Raw genomic sequence first — 16,780 nt, 5'->3', positions numbered from 1 at the left:
CTTTCTTTTATAAAACGTAGTGCGCCGAATAAGTTAGGGGCAAAGTAGGATCTCACTAACGTTTGTAAGCTTTCCTCAGGTATAATTTATGTAGAGCTTATTTCTAGTTTATTATGTGAAAAGAGAATGAAGGTGACGATATGGACAGAAAATTGACGTTTTCTAAGCGTGAAGATTTTCGGCAGTGGTTGGTAGAAAATTGTGAAACAAGTGAGGGTGTTTGGCTACTATTTGGCAAAAAAGGAGGTCTTCAGACACTAAAAGCGGCAGAAGCTTTGGAAGAGGCACTTTGTTATGGCTGGATTGATGGGAAAATGCAAAAAATCAATGAAACAACCTACAAAAAATATTTTAGTCAACGCAGAAGAAACAGCAAATGGTCTGAAAAGAATAAAAAGTTGGTTCAAAGATTGGAAGAACGGGCCTTGATGACAGACTTTGGACGCCAAAAAATTTCTGAAGCAAAAGAAAATGGGCAATGGGATCTTGAACAGCCAACAGCGATAACAGCCGATCAGGTAGTAGAACTTACTGAAACTCTCGTTAAATATGAACCAGCCTATACAAATTTTTGTAAGATGTCGCCATCGGTAAAAAAAACTTACGCTCGTGCTTACTTTGATGCAAAAACAACAAAAGGACAACAAAGTCGCCTTACCTGGATGGTGAACCGACTAAATAAGAATTTAAAGCCGATGTAACGGTTTGAAAAGAAAGGGGAAAAAATGAAACAGTTGCTGATTTTTGATTTTGCTATGGCGATTTTTGGTGCCGTTGGTGCCGTTGCTGCTTTAGTACCTGGTGGTGCAAAAAGTATGGGGGTAAGTACTGATTTATTGGTTCATGCTCCCTTTGATACTTTTTTGATCCCGGGAATTTTTTTGTTGCTCGTGATTTTTGGCGGGAATTTTATAAGTGGCGTTTTACTTAGTAAAAAACGGAATATAGGTGCTTATTTGTCCGCTTTTATGGGATTTATCACGAAAATTTGGATCATAGCGCAGTGGCTTTTAATGGCAGCGGTTTTCCCGATTCAGCTTATTTTTATGCTGATCAGCCTTTTGCAGTTTATACTCTCAGTTTGGTTGATTCAAAAGCACAAATTGCCATTCCCCTTTGCTGCGTATCAGCATTGAATCTTGTCTACAACAAGAAATCGACAGAAGGCTTGCTACTAAAAGAGAAAAGAAATTACTAGGAGGTGTTTTAGTTTGAATGAACAAATTTTGAACCAACCGTTAGAAGGGCTATGCGGACAAACATGTATTGCTTTATTGGCGGATACAACTGTTCAAGCGGTCGTAAGTAAAACCAAATGCGGTAAAAATAAAATGACTGGGCATAAATTATTTACAGCTCTAGATCAATATCATATTTCCCACGCCGAAAAAATGAAATACACCCGGGGAAAAACAGTAGTGTTGCCTAAACGTTGTTTACTTAGCGAGAAGGGACATTTCTTACTCTATGTGGATGGTTTGTTTTATGACAACATCAAAGGAGTTTTTTCCGAATATGATTATACAAAATTGACAGCTTATCTGGATTTAACGCTTTAAGCTATTAGTTGATTAAAGTTAAGAAGTTTATGCCAAAAATTTTGCTCTTAAATTTCGTAAGAAAAGCAAATTCATTATTTCACGTTTTCCTAATGTCGCTAAAATTGGGAATCACTACAATAGAAAAATTTAAAAGCGTGAAACATAATTTTTCTGACGAAACAATTGTTTATTCAAAACGAGCCAAAATTTTACGGGCTGAAAAATGGGTGACGTTCCAAAGTTTTGCTCTTTATTTTTATCAGATTTACTAGGACCATTCTAGTTTAAATAGAAAATAAATAAGGAGTAGAAGTGTGTTAAAGTGCAGAATTTAAATTATTTTTTTTACTTAACACTCTTTAAAAATCCCGCTATCAATAGGTTGCTACGAATAAGTTACAGTAAAATCATGAGAAGTTCTTTACTTGGAAAATTGATTCCGGTTACAGTGAAATTAGAAGGAGGGCACAGAGATGACGTCTGTTGGATCAAATATTAGGCACTACCGCCAGCTGCATCATTTGAGTCAAAATGATTTGGCAAATGAATTACATATTAGCCGCCAAACAATTTCCAAGTGGGAACGCGGCATCAGCCAACCAACGATTGAGTATTTGTTGGGACTGTCTGAATTCTTCCAAATTACAATTGATGAATTGATCAAAGCTGAGCCAGAATTAATCAAAGAGGAGGAAACACTCATGAAAAAAGCAGTATTTCTTGTTAGTAGCTATACCGCATCTGGTGATAGTCAATGGGGAAAAGAAGCAAAAGATTATGGTACTAGAAACTTTCTTGCCAATCTTAGTCAAATGTATCCCATGTATGAATGGCGCGCAGCTAAACCAAGTGAACTGGCCGCTATTTTGGCAGAAGAAAAAATTGGCATGATCATGCTGGCACCGACCGTTACACCGAAAATAAAAGAAGTTGAAGCACAATATCCCGGGAAAATGAAGATTATTGCTCCTGGGGAATACGCTAAAATTTCCATGAATTTTATTTTGGAAAGATAGTGTGATAGGTTGTGAATAAGGAGTTAAAAATGAATTATTTTGAGAAAAATAAACAAGCCTGGGAAGAGGCTTTTGAACACCGCCACAAAAATTGGGGCGACGATAATTATCGTCGTTTATTGACAGAAGAGTTGCCATTTTTTGATGAGAACGTCGTCAAAGAATTAAAAAAAATTGAGTTTAAAGAAAAAAAGATTGCCCAATTTTGCTGTAATAATGGGCGGGAATTGCTGTCTTTAATGTCTTTGGGTGCAAAGTCTGGTGTTGGCTTTGATATTGCTGATAATATTTTAGCTCAGGCAAAAAACACGGCTGAAAAAGCGAATATTAAAAACTGTGAGTTTGTAACAGGGAATATTCTCGACATCTCACATGCTTACCATGGACAATTTGATTTCATCTTTTTTACGATAGGGGCAATTACTTGGTTTGAAGATTTAGAAGTCCTTTTTAAGAAAGTCACAGCTTGTTTAAAAGCTGATGGTGTACTGCTTATCCACGATTTTCATCCCTTTATGAACATGCTTGCTTTGCCAGGAGAAGAAGATTTTAATGAGGAGATAAAGCAGGTGAGCTATTCTTACTTTAGAACAGAACCTTGGATTGAGACTGAGGGCATGGGCTATATGTCAGAAAACTATTCCTCTAAAGAATTTATCAGTTTCTCTCATACCATGGCAGCAATTGTAACGAGCCTGGCAAAAAACAACTTGAAAATAACAAAATTAGAAGAATTTGATTACGATGTTGGCTTGAGTGATGTCTATGATAAACAAGGTTTTCCTTTATCATTTTTAGTAACCGCCCAAAAAATTTCGTGAGATAGTTTATGAGTGATGGGACAATTCATTATTTTAAATAACGTTGTTTTTAAATTTGAAACAGGGTATGATACAGGCAGTCACGCATTAATCGCCAAAAAGAGGCGCAAATTAAAGTAAGTACCTTAAAATTGTGGTTAGTCAAATTTAAGGATCTACTTTAAAATGCGCCTCTTTAAATCGCAGAATTTACGCGATACATTCTTCGGCTTGAATTTTGCGGACTTTAATTTGTCCCATAAATTCACTAACTTTATTGGCGTCAATGAAACCAACTTCACCATGTTGGGCATTCGACATACCACAAGCCATTGAATATTTTAATATTTCTTCAGGGCAAAAACCGCTGACAACCCCATGCATGAAACCACCTACACTGGCATCACCTGATCCGGTGGTATTACGTACGGGGATTTTGGGAATTTCAATATCATAAAGTTCGTCTTTCATCTTACATAAAGCACCCTGTGAACCACAAGAAATCATGACATAATCAATGCCTTCAAATAAAGGATTTTGTAATTCGTAGAAAGCTTCTTCTTTCGTGGTTAAAGAATTACCTAAAATTTCGGCCAACTCAGGAATGTTGGGCTTAATAAAAGAGGGCTTGTAACTATCAGAAGCCAGTAGATTATGCAGCTGTTTGCCGGAAACATCCATGAAAACAGGTAAAGTGGTACTGATTTCTGTGCGAATTTTTTTAAGCATGTCTAAGTAGATGTGTTCATTTTTTGAGTTGATCGATCCAGAGATACAAATCAATTGGACATCTTCACGGGCAACATAATCTTTTAATTTTTTGATTAATGCGAACGCTTGGTTATCGGTAATAAGAGGACCTTCTTCAACAATTTCAGTGTGGTTTCCCGCATCGTGCATGATAGAAATCGCGTGACGTGTTTGGCCGGTGGTTTCTTGCATGGCAATTTTGAAGAGCTCTTCTTTTTGTAAATATTTTGCCACCAGTTGGCCTTGATCACCAGCCAAAAAACCGGTTATTAAGACGTCGCTACCCGAAAGAGCTGCGGTACGGCCGGCGTTAATGCCTTTGCCGCCAACAGATTGGACGGGGGTAGCAAAACGATTTGTCGCACCTAAAGCAAAATGGGGAATTGTATAAGAATAGTCCAGTGATGGGTTCATGGTAATTGTAATAATCATTCAGGTTCCTCCTTAAGAATCTGGGTGTATTGACTATAATGGTGTACCCATTCATTGGTAATGTGATCATCGGTAATCAAATAGTCCATTTGATCCATATGTTGGAAAGTATAGACATCAGAAACCCCTAGTTTTGAACTATCCGCTACGACGCAAGAAATTTTCGCTTTGGCAATGGCCGCATTTTGGATATCTCCTTCTTCATACTGGGCCGTGGTAATGTTGTTTTCAAAAATGCCATTCGTTGCGATAAACGCATAGTCGATGTTGAGTGTTTCAAAAGAGCGCTTGGCAACTTCACCGATAAATTCCTCGGTCGTATTAATAAACTCGCCACCAGTCAATAAAATGCGGTAGTCGGTATTATCTTTCAAATAATTAAAGGAAATCAAACTATTGGTAATCACAAAAAGATTTTTGCGGGTAATTTCTGATAGTGCGTGAAAAATGGTTGTCCCAGCCCCAACAAAGATGATGGCATTATCATGAATAAGATTGTTCATTAATTTGCCAATGTATTTTTTTTGTTCAACATTTGTCGTGATTTTTTCATCAGTAGAAAGTTCTTTATTTAAGACATCTAATTTTTGAGCGCCGCCATAAAGTTTATTTAATTTCTTTTGTTTCGCTAATTCCGTGACGTCTCGGCGAATGGTCATTTCAGAAACGTCTAGTCGTGATGCGATGTCAGAAATACTTAAGTACGTATGTTGTTGGATTAGTTCCAAGATTTTTTGTTGTCGTTCTTGTTTAAGCATGAACAGGCCTCCAGAATATTTTGTTGGACATTGTTAAAGTTTGTTTCAAATCGATGTTCGACTTCATTGTAGCGGAATATGTAATTGTTTTCAAGTAATAGAAGGACAAAAAAATGTTCAACTTTGTTAAAGAAAGCGTTGACAGAGAAGTTAAATTCGATTATGATGAGAATGTAGAACAAAGTAGAACACAGAAACACAAAGTTTAACATTGTTCTTCACAGGTCGAGGAGGTGTCGGAATGGACTATAAATCGATGTTTAGTCCTAAGTTAATTGATTTGTCAGTCGTAGCTACAACAGAAGCAGACGTGTTTAAAATTGTAGCAGATAAGCTTTTAGAAGCAGGTATGGTGAATGAGGATTATTTTGCTGGTATTACAAAACGGGAAGAAAACTTTCCCACTGGGTTGGTCACCCAACATTTGAATATTGCATTGCCTCATGCAGATCCAGAATTTGTTAAAGAAGCTTTTGTTTTTATTTGTCGTTTGAATTCTCCTGTAACATGCCGGCAAATGGGAGATAACCGAGAAATGGAAGTTGAGAATTTATTCTTTTTAGGAATTAAAGATGGAAAAAATCAGGTTGGTTTGTTACAAGTCTTTATGAATTTATTTATGGATGAAGAGTTTGTTCAGCAATTCTTGGCAATTGACTGTCAAGAGACAATGTATCAATTTTTCATTCAAAGTATTGAATCTTAGGAGGAAAAAAACATGAAAAGAAAATTAATTGTAGCTTGCGGCAGCGGGGTTGCTACTAGTCAAACGATTGCGAGTAAAATTGCCAACAAATTTGAAGATGACGGAATTGATTTTCAAGTTGAAGCAGTGGATTATAAATCAATCGCAAATGAACTACCACAAGCGGGAATTTACGTGTATATCGCGCAACCAGATAGCGAAGTCTTGTCTAAAGCAGATGAATTAGGCGTGAAAGTTTTTCCTGGTATTCCATTTTTAACAGGCATGGGTGCTGACGAAATTTACGATCAAATTACAGCATTGGCGAAATAGGAGGAAAAAAGATGGAAATCTTTCAACGGGTTGTTCAAGCTATTTTAGATCTTGGCTCTGCAATTTTTGTTCCATTAATTATTTTATTATTGGGCCTTTTAGCGGGCATGAAGCTGAAAAAAGCCTTTATGTCAGCAATCACTTTGGGAATTGCCTTTACGGGCATGTCGATGGTCATCGGTTTTATGTCAAATGCCGTTAGTCCAGCGTCTGAAGCAATGGCAGAAAATACCGGCATTAATTTACCAGCTTTAGATATGGGCTGGACGGGTGCTGCCAGCATTACCTGGTCTTGGTCCTATGCCTTTGTCTTTTTCGCGGTGACAATCGGGGTCAATTTCTTAATGTTAGTTTTAAAATTAACCAAAACACTAAACGTTGATATGTGGAATGTTTGGGGAAAAGCCTTGACGGCGTATTTGGTTTACTTTGTTTCAGGTAGTTTAGTAGCTGGTTTTATTACAGCCATCATTCAGGTCATTTTAGAATTAAAATTAGGTGATATGTTCCAACGACATATTCAAGATTTAACTGGTATTCCTTTGGTAACAGTTACGCATTTTATGACTTCTTCTGCGATTGTCTTGTTACCTTTTAACATGTTGATGGACAAGATTCCTTTCTTTAACCGCAAAGCAGATGCCAATGCATTAAAAGCAAAATTGGGTATTTTCTCAGAGAACTCTGTCATGGGCTTCATTATTGGTTTAGCATTAGGTTTTGCCGCTTCTTATGGTGTTTCAGGTTCCTTGAATTTAGCGATTCAAGTAGCAACGGCCATGGCGTTATTTCCAATGATTTCTAAAATGTTCATGCAGGCGTTATCACCACTAGCAGACGCAATGTCAGAATTCATGAAAAATAAATTCAAGGATCGCGAAGTCTATATCGGATTAGATTGGCCAATTTTAGCGGGTCGTTCTGAAATTTGGGTAACGGCTATTTTACTCGTACCAGTATTTATCGGTTATGCAATGTTCTTACCAGGCAATACTGTATTGCCGCTAGCTGGTATTATCAACTACGCAATTGCTGTTGGCGGGTTACTTTTAACTGGCGGAAATTTAGCGCGGATGTTGGTTTTAGGTGTGATTACATTGCCAATTTATTTGTATACTGCGACTTGGTTAGCACCGATTTTAAGTGGTTTAGCAGCTAAAACTGGTGCAGTTGAAGGTTTTAAAGAAGGTCAGTTAATCACGTGGTCTTCTATTGAAGGGGCAGAATTTAGAGTTTTATTTGCCGAGGCCTTTAATAAAAATATTTATGCGATTGCCGGTATCGTGATTTTCTTAGGACTATTCGTATTGTTGAATCGCTATATGAATCAAGCCAAAGTCCCAAGTCAACGCTATGAAGAAAAGAAAACAGAAAAACTAGCAACCAAAACGGCTTAAATGAGGGGGAGTCATAGTGAATAGCGAAAAATTTAAATGGTACAGTTTGTTAATGGTGGCAATTGGCCTTTTTGTAACGAATCTTTTTATGCAAAATCTCTTGATAAATGGGGTCATCATTATCTTAGCTGGGATTATTTATCACTATGGTAGCCCGATTTTATTCAAAGAATACAATGATAGACAAAAACAAAAATTGCAAGATTCCCAAGAAATTAGAGCGGCTACACGTGAAGTGCTGTCTTCGGGGAAATTGTTTAAAAAATAATGGGGGAATAAAATATGTCTGATGGACGCATGCTTTTTGAACGAGAACGACAAGATATGGCGGATATTGTTCGCCTCATCTTTACACGTAAACTAACCAACGTAGCGGGCGGAAATTTTTCTTTTCTAGCTGAAAAAGATGGGCAAAAATATATTATTATGACACCGACGATGATGTCAGAAGCTTACTTGGGTAATTTAACCGCTGCTCAAATTTTAGTAGTTGATCTCCAAACGCGAGAAATTGTCAGTGGGGTTGGCAGTTTAACACGAGAGATCAATATGCACCAAGCTGTCTATAAAACAAATGAAAAAATAAAAGCAGTTCTTCATGCCCACGCACCAAATGCTATGTTTTGGGCTACCAGCGGTTTGCCAATGCCAAACTTAACCGAAGCAACGCAAAAAGTTGGCCCGGTACCAGTTATGCATTTTGCACCAAACTGTTCCGAAGAATTAGCTGAGATCACCAGCACGTACATTCGAGAAAATGATTTGCCTGTTCCGCACATGTTATTGTTAGATAGTCATGGCGTATTGATTAATGCGACTGGAGATGATGGTTTGATGGCAATTCATAAAGCGCTATCGATTCTAGATACCGTAGAGTGGAACGCTGAGATTGCCTATAAACAAACAATTTTCCAAGCGTTAGGCATTATGGACAGCTACCATTCCAAAGGCGAAGATATCGCTGACGTTGCTGACTTAAAAGCAAAAGAAGCCATTTATAATCGCGCTAAAATTGCTGCTGGTGGCGATTAACATTAACAAAAATTAAAACCGCACTTCTCTTTAACGAGTTGTGCGGTTTATTTTGTTTTCAAATACGTAGATGATAGTCCGCACTGGTTTGAAAATTGTCTAAATCCGACCCCAGCATGAATTTTCACAGGGAAAAAGGGGGCGAAAAATTGTCAAAAAATACAATTCAGCGTAGGATAATCAAAAAAGGGGTGGGACAGTGGAACAAGTAAGTGATGCATTATTAATCATTGATTTACAAAATGGTGTTTGTCACCAAGAAAATACGAACATTCATCAGCTAGAAAAGTTGGTTGCAACAGTAAATAAACGCATTGCTTTATACAATCAGGCCAAATTACCAATTATTTTTGTACAACACAATGACAACGAACTGCGCAAAAATTCTTTTGCTTGGGAAATCTTGCCAGCAATACAAACGGATAAGGGTGATTATTTTGTTAATAAAACCCATGCCAATTCTTTTTATCAGACCAATTTGCAGACAATACTTACTAAAAATAACGTTAACCAAATAGAAATTTGTGGTGCACAAACGGAGTATTGCATCGATGCAACAATCAAGTTTGCCCACGGACTAGGTTATGATTTGCGGATGCAAAAAAACATGTCTACCACCTATGACAATGAATTTATGACCGCGACACAGACAATCAAATTTTACGAGAAAATTTGGGATAGACGGTTTTTGACGTTTATTTGAGTTGGAGAAGGTTTTCGCCTCACTGGAATCAAATAGCGAAGAAATTACATTAAACCATAACGCGTGGAAAAATTCAGAACCACATCACATCATCATTTACAAAAGTAGTAAGTGGTGAAGTCGCTTGTGTTCGTTTTCCAATGCCATTAAAGAAAGAATATCGAAAAGTAAATTGGGCATTACTTGGCCATGGCAATTCGTTGGGAATTGGATAAAGCAAAACACGGTGATACATATCGTCAAGTTATGTTGAAATCAGCCAAACCAAATCCAATTGCTCGTGTTACCATTTCAATTATTAGACGATCAGCGCTAGGTGGCAGGTGCTTTTCGCTCTTTCTTGCATCCTTCTCTAGGAGCGTATATACTGTATCTACAGGATATACAAAATTAAAAAGGGGTGAAAACTATGGCGATAACAGAAAGGAAGCTTCGCAAAGTGGGGAACTCAACTGTTGTAACGCTGTCTAAAGATTTTTTAGATAGTATGGGTATGTCTGAATCTGATACTGTCATCATTGATGAAGAGAAACTAAAGGAAGCAATGGTGAAAAAAGTGGAAAAAGATGAAGATCAATTACTAGTGGAGATGTCTATGGCTAAAATGTCTAAGCAATATGAAGAAACGTTTAAAGCTTTGGTGACAAAATGAAGTATTTAACTGGCAAGCAGATTAGCATGATGAATGCTTTTCAAATAGCTGAATATTCTCCTGGCGAAACAGTTGGAATAAGAGATATTAACGCTATTGAAATGGCGGTCAATCAGCCAAAACAAGTCGTTTTCGGAAAAGAGTTATATTCGACGATTGAAGAAAAGGGTGCTATTCTTGCAATTAACATTATCAAAAAGTATCCGTTTCATAACGCAAACAAACGAACGGGGACTTTTGCATTGCTTGTTTTTTTAGATTTAAATGGCTACGATTTTGTTATGGATAAACAAGAGCTAACGAAGTTGGTCGTTCATATTGCTATTTACGAAGGAGAATTTGACGACCTAAAGACTGAAGTATCTAACATCATTAAAAGCGCAATGGTAAAACGTGCAGACTAATAACAATGTAAAATCTATCACTTGTGGATAGGTTTTTTTCTTATATTTGTTGATAGTCACGCTTTGTCGGTAACTATATTTCGTCTAAGAGTATTAGATTATTACAGACAGACACAGATAGGGAGGCTAACTTTCTATAGCTGTAATGGGGATTTCGGATTTAGTTATTTTTATAGGAGATAAAATGAATGTGTAGCAAATAATTTCTCGTACGTGTATTTAGCCAGAATTTTTGGAATTTATCCAGCTTTAACCAAATTGCTAGAGTCATTAAATGCAGTAAACTAAAATTGCTAGATATGCTTAGTAAATATAGTATACCCTTTATTATTTGAATCTTGCGACAAAAAAATGTAGAACCTGACTGTTTATTAGGCTTTGTTCCAACTTTTTTTCTGTTATTTTTATCCTTGAAATATTCCGACTTTTAAAAATTTTACAAAAAAATTGTTGACAATTGTAAAGAGGTTAAGTAAGCTAACAATCAATTAAAGAATTAATACGTTGAAGAGAAGAGTAGCTAAAAAGAGTGATCCAAGAGAGTCCGGTTGGTGGGAAAGGACATTGCGCGATTTAGTGAAGATGAGCTCTGAGTATTTCAAATGGTTTACGCTATTTGGACGGAAAAGCAATCGTTATCAATGCCGGGTATCAACAGGTACCGTTGAGATATTATTTGTGAGGATAATATGAATAAGGGTGGTAACGCGAAAAGTCTTCGTCCCTTTGTTTGTCATAGTTTGACAAACAAAGGGATGGAGATTTTTTTTTTGCTTTTGATAAGAGCTCATCACGATTTGACGGAATTTTTTGACGATTTATAGATTTAGATCAATTTGGAGGAGTTGGAAAAATGAAAGTGAAAAAGAGTATTTTGGTGGTAACAGGAATTTTGGCTGCGGTGACGTTAGCCGGGTGTAAAACTGGCGGGGCAGCTAAGGAAAGTGCTAGTTCAACAGCAAAACAAGCAATAAAACAAGAAATCAGTGTCAGTTTACCGGCGCCGTTAAGTACGTTAGATACAACGCAAACTACCGATAAAATCACATTTACTGTGGTACAGCATTTGTTTGAAGGGCTATATCGTTTTGATGATAAGAGTCAACCAGTGCCTGCTTTAGCAGAAAAAGTTGACATTAGACCAGATGGAAAAACATATACCTTCACTTTAAGAGAAGACGCGAAGTGGAGTAATGGGGAAAAAGTAACCGCCAATGATTTTCTTTTTGCCTGGAAACGACTAGTAAATCCGAAAACAATGGGGCCAAATGCGTATTTACTGGATAATGTGGTGAACAGTCAAGCAATTCGTGAAGGTAAAAAAGCAATTGATGAAATTGGTTTAGCTGCACCGGATGAAAAGACTTTTGAAGTGAAACTAACACAAGCCCAGCCGTCATTTTTATCTGTGGTTTCCATTGGTTGGTTGGCACCGCAAAATGAAAAATTTGTCACCGACAAAAAAGATGAGTATGGCCGCACCAGTGAGGATCTTTTGTATACGGGACCTTTTGCATTAAAAGATTGGAAACAGACCGGAGATGAGTGGACCTTGGTGAAAAATGATGATTATTACGATAAAAAAGCTGTCAAATTGTCAGAGGTGCACGGTTCTACGATCAAGGAAGAAAATACCGGAATTCAGTTAGTGGACAGTGGAGAATTGGATTTACAGCGTATTAGTGGTCAATATGTGGAACAATTCAAAAATGATCCACGGTTAGTGACAGAAAAAGATGTGGCCAATCAATTTTTAGATTTTAACAAAAAAGCCAACAAAGCCTTAGGAAATGTACATGTTCGCAAAGCGATCGCCCAAGCAATTAATAAAGAACAGCTGGCAAAAAATGTTTTAAATGATGGCGCCACCCCTTTAAATGGCTTGATTCCAACGGGTCTTTATAAAAATCCTCAAACAAAAGAAGATTTCCGCAAATTTAGCGGCGACTACAACACCTATGATGTAAAAGCAGCTAAAAGTGAATGGTCCAAAGCCAAAGCGGTCATTGGCGATAGCTTAACGTTGAAATTATTGGTAACCGATGATGATAACGGTGAAAAAGTTGGTGAGTATTTGCAAAGCCAGTTACAAGAAACATTGTCCGGCTTGAAAATTGTTATTAACAAACAACCAAAAGTGAATTTGAACCAATCCCGTACCGATGGAAATTACGAATTGTCGGTTTCTGGTTGGATTGCCGGTTCTAGTGAACTGGATTCCTATTTCAATTTATATAAGACGGGTTCTTCTTACAATTACGGCGGGTATACTAACAAAACCTACACAGATTTAGTCGAAAAAGCCCGCACTACCGATGCGAATGATCCTAACGCATTTTTTAAAGATTACCAAGAAGCAGAAAAAGTATTGCTCGCAGATGATGCAGCGCAAGTACCGCTATATCAAAGTGCTTCAAATTATTTAATCAATGAAAAAGTAAAAGGTATCGTTTTTCACGCCTATGGTGATTATTTCAATTTACGGACAGCATCTGTGAAGTAAGGAGAGAAAGTATGCGTCAATTATTGGAAGATTTTTTAAGTTATGTCAAAGTGAATACCCGCTCAGATGAAAAATCCACCTTCATTCCCACTACGCCAGGTCAAATTGATCTGGCGCTGCAATTAAAAGAGCAGCTGGAACAATTGGGATTAAGTAATGTTGCTTATTTTGAGAAAAATAGCTTTGTGATTGGGGCTTTAAAAGGAAATGCCGCAAAACCTGCAATTGGTTTTATTGCCCATGTGGATACGGCGGATTTTAATGCAGAAAATATTCAAGCGCAAGTTCATTACAATTACGATGGCAATGAGGTGGTTTTAAATGCAGCTCAAAATATTGTTTTGTCTCCTAGCCAGTTTCCCAATTTAAAAGACTATGTAGGGCAAACGCTAATTACGACAGATGGGACGACTCTTTTAGGTGCTGATGATAAAGCCGGGATTGCTGAAATTATGGCCGCGTTGCGAAACTTAAAAGAAGTTCCAAAAGAAAAGCGTGGGGATGTTTGGGTCGCTTTTGGGCCAGATGAAGAAATTGGTCGTGGGGCAGATAATTTTGAGGTTGCAGATTTTCCGGTGGATTTTGCCTACACAATTGACAGTGGTCGTGTTGGGCATTTTGAATATGAAACGTTTAATGCTGCCAAAATTGAGATCACAATTGAAGGGACCAGTGTCCATCCTGGTACGGCGTATGGGCAATTGGTGAACGCCATCAAGATTGGGGAGACCATTGACAGTCGCCTCCCTCAAGCAGAAGTACCGGAATTAACGCAAGATTATGAAGGTTTTTATTTATTGAATAAATTTAGCGGGGATATTTCTTTAGCGCAGTTGGATTACATTATCCGGGATCATGATCAAGCCAAATTTATAGCCAGAAAAAATCAAATCGTAGCGATTATTGACGCCTTGAATGCCACCTTCACCTATCCGCGCATTACGTATCGCCTGTTTGATCAATATTACAATATGAAAGAAATCGTAGATAAAGAACCCCGGGCGGTAGACTATGCACTTTTAGCGCTGAAAAATTTAGGGATAAAACCGATGGTCACCCCATTTCGTGGTGGTACTGACGGATCGAAAATTTCGTATAAAGGAATTGCTACCCCAAATTTATTTACCGGAGGCGAAAACTTTCACGGACCATATGAATTTATCACCCTTGAAGCAATGGAAAAAGCCCGCGATACCATCGTTGAAATCGTTAAAGTAGCCGGTGAGGAAAAATAATTTAGTTATTTTTGACAGTTTTTGTTGGTTTTTGAATTCGTCAAAATATTTCACAAATAATTATTTTACTGAATTATTTTGAAGAATTATTTCCACTTTTGGAATAGGAAAACCTGTTTTTATAATACTTTTCAAGAATTTGATTGTAAGTAATTTTCTTCACGTAAATTCCACGTCTTGTTTTTTGAATTATCAGAAAATTTATATATATTTGTTTTTTTATGAATAAAGTATTGCTTTTTTAATAATTATTGATTAAAATTTTCGTTAACTTCAGAAAATGTTTAATATTCTGAAAATTCAATACAAGACAAGGGGTAAAGGGAATGAAAATGAAGAAGACATCATTATTTGGCGTTATTGCTGTCTGCGGTGTTGTGTTATCAGCATGTGGCAGCGGTAGTGGCACAACAGATGGCAGCAGTGCTGCAGGCGGTTCTGGTAAAGAAGCGGACAAACAAGAATTTAGAGTTTCTGTCTTACAAGAAATGCCGAGTGCTGATTTATCACTTGCGACAGATACCATTAGTTTCACTGCGTTAAACAATGTCTACGAAGGAATTTATCGTTTGGACAAAGATAGCAAGCCAGTGCCAGCTGGTGCCGCTGAAGAAGCCAAAGTTAGTGAAGACGGTTTGAAATATACGATTAAATTAAGAGAAGATGCCAAATGGTCTGACGGAACACCCGTTAAGGCTTCTGATTATGTCTTTGCATGGCAACGAACAGTCGATGCCAAAACCGCATCTGAATATGCTTATTTATATGAACCCGTTGTGAATGCAGCCGATATTACTGCTGGCAAAAAAGATAAATCTGAGTTAGGCATTAAGGCTGTCAACGACTACGAATTGGAAATTACGTTAACCCGTCCAACGCCTTATATGGATTATTTATTCGCATTCCCTTCATTTTTCCCACAACCACAAAAAGTTGTTGAAAAAAATGGCGACAAATTTGCTACAAAATCAGAAAATTCTGTTTACAACGGTCCATTTGTTTTAGCTGGATTTGACGGTCCTGGTACTGATACAGAGTGGGAATACAAGAAAAACGATACTTATTGGGATAAAGATACAGTAAAATTAGACGCTGTCAAAGTCAGCGTAGTGAAAGAATCCTCCACAGGGTTGAACTTATTTAATGACGGACAAACAGACGATGCAATTTTAACCGGTGAATTGGCACAACAAAATGCCAATCAAGAAGCTTTCCAATCGGTTAAAGAAGCCCGCACTTCTTATCTAGAATTAAATCAACGAAAAGAAGATTCACCATTTATGAATGAAGATTTGCGTTTGGCAATCTCTTACGCAATTGACCGCAATGCAATCGTTAATTCTGTTTTAGGCGATGGCTCGGTTGCTTCTACTGGTTTGATTCCATCGGATATGTCTAAAAATCCAGAAACCAACGAAGATTTCACCAAAGAGGCGGGCGATTTGGTCAGCTTTGATGCGAAAAAGGCAAAAGACCACTGGGAAAAGGCTAAAAAAGCTTTAGGAAAAGATAGCTTTACCTTTGATATTGTCGCTTCTGACGATGACGGAACTAAAAAAGTTTTAGAATATTTGCAAAGCACACTCGAAGAAACATTGTCTGGTATCAAAATTAAACCAACGCCAGTACCATTTTCTGTTCGGTTAGATCGTTCAAATAACGGTGAATTCGACATGGTATTAGGTGGTTGGGGTGCTGACTACTCAGACCCATCAAGCTTTACAGATTTATTTGTTACAGGGAATTCGTATAACCGTGGGCAATGGTCAAATGAAGAATACGATAAAGTTGTGAAAGAATCTAATACGACCAATGCAGGTGATCCGATGAAACGTTGGGCTAATTTGCAAGAAGCAGATAAAATTATCAGCTCAACTGCTGGAGTTATCGGCGTTTTCCAAAAAGCAGAAGGTCACATGATTAATCCGAAAGTAAAAGGTATCGTTCATCACGCTGCCGGCGCCTCATGGGATTACAAATGGACATATGTAACCGAATAATAAGTAACACTTAAGTTGCTACTCAAAACGTCATTTAAATAGTAAAAAGAGGCTGGCACTGCCAGCCTCTTGCAACTATTTTTGCTATTGGTGTAGTCATGCTTTAGAAATTAATAATTATTAAATGCTGCCAATGGCATAAAAAATGAGCGAGCAGACCAAGATGATACCGGCAATTTTTAGCCAAAAAAGATACACACCCTGGCCAACTTGTGATAAAGGCGTATAGTTAGCTTTTTTCTTTTGCTTTCTCCCTACAGCTTCATGCATGGATCGTTGAAAAGTATCGAAGAAGCCAGAGGAAAAAACCCATAACAAAATGCCAATAATCAAAAAAGGCAGTCCCAACATAAACAGAGTGTCTGATAACATGATCAGACTTAAATTTTTTTTGATCAGACCCCAGATAATAGCGATAACGAAGATAATGACGGCAATAAACGCGGGAGGATATTTTTTCATAATGGTCTCCTTGTTGGTTTTTGTAGCTTTTATACAGGGCAAGTTTTTTAGCTAAAGACTAGTGCCAACCAAGTTTC

General features: G+C 37.5%; 20 protein-coding genes and 1 other annotated feature. Of the genes, 16 read left to right on the top strand and 4 right to left on the bottom strand.

Annotated features, from left to right (window positions below; translation table 11 throughout):
• The first annotated feature begins 140 nt into the window (after positions 1–140).
• From K4422_RS06095 to K4422_RS06075, 5 genes are all read left to right on the top strand, one after another.
• Complete coding sequence (locus K4422_RS06095) at positions 141–701, top strand: YdeI/OmpD-associated family protein (RefSeq protein WP_230709777.1); 561 nt, start codon at positions 141–143, stop codon at positions 699–701.
• A 33-nt stretch (positions 702–734) separates the two neighbouring features.
• The gene (locus K4422_RS06090) at positions 735–1,136 is read left to right on the top strand and encodes a hypothetical protein (RefSeq protein WP_230709775.1); all 402 of its coding nucleotides are present in this window, start codon (positions 735–737) and stop codon (positions 1,134–1,136) included.
• 75 nt (positions 1,137–1,211) lie between these two features.
• A complete protein-coding gene (locus K4422_RS06085; protein ID WP_230709773.1) occupies positions 1,212–1,559 on the top strand; it encodes a hypothetical protein in 348 nt (115 codons plus the stop codon).
• A gap of 455 nt (positions 1,560–2,014) precedes the next feature.
• Positions 2,015–2,557, top strand: a complete 543-nt coding sequence (locus tag K4422_RS06080; protein ID WP_230709771.1) for a helix-turn-helix domain-containing protein — start codon at positions 2,015–2,017, stop codon at positions 2,555–2,557.
• Positions 2,558–2,586: 29 nt separating this feature from the next.
• Positions 2,587–3,378 (top strand): class I SAM-dependent methyltransferase, encoded by a 792-nt coding sequence (locus K4422_RS06075; RefSeq protein WP_230709769.1) that lies wholly within the window; start codon positions 2,587–2,589, stop codon positions 3,376–3,378.
• Between the two features lie 189 nt (positions 3,379–3,567).
• On the opposite strand, the gene K4422_RS06070 is transcribed toward K4422_RS06075, so the two are convergent.
• Both K4422_RS06070 and K4422_RS06065 read right to left on the bottom strand, forming a co-directional pair.
• Complete coding sequence (locus K4422_RS06070) at positions 3,568–4,539, bottom strand: 1-phosphofructokinase family hexose kinase (protein WP_206902963.1); 972 nt, start codon at positions 4,537–4,539, stop codon at positions 3,568–3,570.
• Positions 4,536–5,297, bottom strand: coding sequence for a DeoR/GlpR family DNA-binding transcription regulator (locus tag K4422_RS06065; protein ID WP_206902964.1), 762 nt, complete (start codon positions 5,295–5,297; stop codon positions 4,536–4,538). Before K4422_RS06065 ends, K4422_RS06070 begins: the two co-directional genes overlap by 4 nt.
• A 241-nt stretch (positions 5,298–5,538) precedes the next feature.
• Here K4422_RS06065 and K4422_RS06060 point away from each other — a divergent pair, with 241 nt between their 5' ends.
• The 6 genes from K4422_RS06060 to K4422_RS06035 all read left to right on the top strand — a co-directional run bounded on the left by K4422_RS06060 (position 5,539) and on the right by K4422_RS06035 (position 9,447).
• On the top strand, positions 5,539–6,003 hold the full coding sequence (locus K4422_RS06060) for a PTS sugar transporter subunit IIA (protein WP_230709768.1): 465 nt from the start codon (positions 5,539–5,541) through the stop codon (positions 6,001–6,003).
• A 12-nt stretch (positions 6,004–6,015) separates the two neighbouring features.
• On the top strand, positions 6,016–6,315 hold the full coding sequence (locus tag K4422_RS06055; protein ID WP_206902966.1) for a PTS sugar transporter subunit IIB: 300 nt from the start codon (positions 6,016–6,018) through the stop codon (positions 6,313–6,315).
• An 11-nt stretch (positions 6,316–6,326) separates the two neighbouring features.
• Complete coding sequence (locus K4422_RS06050) at positions 6,327–7,712, top strand: PTS galactitol transporter subunit IIC (protein WP_206902967.1); 1,386 nt, start codon at positions 6,327–6,329, stop codon at positions 7,710–7,712.
• A gap of 16 nt (positions 7,713–7,728) precedes the next feature.
• Positions 7,729–7,980, top strand: a complete 252-nt coding sequence (locus tag K4422_RS06045; protein ID WP_230709766.1) for a hypothetical protein — start codon at positions 7,729–7,731, stop codon at positions 7,978–7,980.
• 14 nt (positions 7,981–7,994) lie between these two features.
• Positions 7,995–8,744 (top strand): class II aldolase/adducin family protein, encoded by a 750-nt coding sequence (locus tag K4422_RS06040; protein WP_206902968.1) that lies wholly within the window; start codon positions 7,995–7,997, stop codon positions 8,742–8,744.
• 199 nt (positions 8,745–8,943) lie between these two features.
• Positions 8,944–9,447 (top strand): cysteine hydrolase family protein, encoded by a 504-nt coding sequence (locus K4422_RS06035; RefSeq protein ID WP_206902969.1) that lies wholly within the window; start codon positions 8,944–8,946, stop codon positions 9,445–9,447.
• Between the two features lie 73 nt (positions 9,448–9,520).
• On the opposite strand, the gene K4422_RS06030 is transcribed toward K4422_RS06035, so the two are convergent.
• Positions 9,521–9,682, bottom strand: coding sequence for a hypothetical protein (locus K4422_RS06030; RefSeq protein WP_206902970.1), 162 nt, complete (start codon positions 9,680–9,682; stop codon positions 9,521–9,523).
• A gap of 174 nt (positions 9,683–9,856) precedes the next feature.
• Here K4422_RS06030 and K4422_RS06025 point away from each other — a divergent pair, with 174 nt between their 5' ends.
• From K4422_RS06025 to K4422_RS06005, 5 genes are all read left to right on the top strand, one after another.
• Positions 9,857–10,099: an addiction module antitoxin gene (locus K4422_RS06025; RefSeq protein WP_206902971.1), complete on the top strand. Its 243-nt coding sequence runs from the start codon at positions 9,857–9,859 to the stop codon at positions 10,097–10,099.
• Positions 10,096–10,503 (top strand): type II toxin-antitoxin system death-on-curing family toxin, encoded by a 408-nt coding sequence (locus K4422_RS06020; protein WP_230709764.1) that lies wholly within the window; start codon positions 10,096–10,098, stop codon positions 10,501–10,503. Before K4422_RS06025 ends, K4422_RS06020 begins: the two co-directional genes overlap by 4 nt.
• A gap of 495 nt (positions 10,504–10,998) precedes the next feature.
• Positions 10,999–11,232, top strand: a binding site (T-box leader).
• 124 nt (positions 11,233–11,356) lie between these two features.
• On the top strand, positions 11,357–13,006 hold the full coding sequence (locus tag K4422_RS06015; RefSeq protein ID WP_230709762.1) for a peptide ABC transporter substrate-binding protein: 1,650 nt from the start codon (positions 11,357–11,359) through the stop codon (positions 13,004–13,006).
• Between the two features lie 11 nt (positions 13,007–13,017).
• A complete protein-coding gene (gene pepT / locus K4422_RS06010) occupies positions 13,018–14,241 on the top strand; it encodes a peptidase T (RefSeq protein WP_230709761.1) in 1,224 nt (407 codons plus the stop codon).
• A gap of 332 nt (positions 14,242–14,573) precedes the next feature.
• Positions 14,574–16,241, top strand: a complete 1,668-nt coding sequence (locus K4422_RS06005) for a peptide ABC transporter substrate-binding protein (RefSeq protein WP_230709931.1) — start codon at positions 14,574–14,576, stop codon at positions 16,239–16,241.
• A gap of 120 nt (positions 16,242–16,361) precedes the next feature.
• Here the strand turns inward: K4422_RS06005 and K4422_RS06000 are convergent, their stop codons facing one another.
• Positions 16,362–16,703, bottom strand: coding sequence for a DUF3899 domain-containing protein (locus K4422_RS06000; protein ID WP_206902976.1), 342 nt, complete (start codon positions 16,701–16,703; stop codon positions 16,362–16,364).
• Positions 16,704–16,780 lie beyond the last annotated feature (77 nt).

Origin of the sequence: Enterococcus sp. SMC-9 (assembly GCF_021011285.1) — a bacterium.
Taxonomy (GTDB): Bacteria; Bacillota; Bacilli; order Lactobacillales; family Enterococcaceae; genus Enterococcus_C; species Enterococcus_C montenegrensis.
This window is presented reverse-complemented; position numbering and strand designations above follow the sequence as displayed.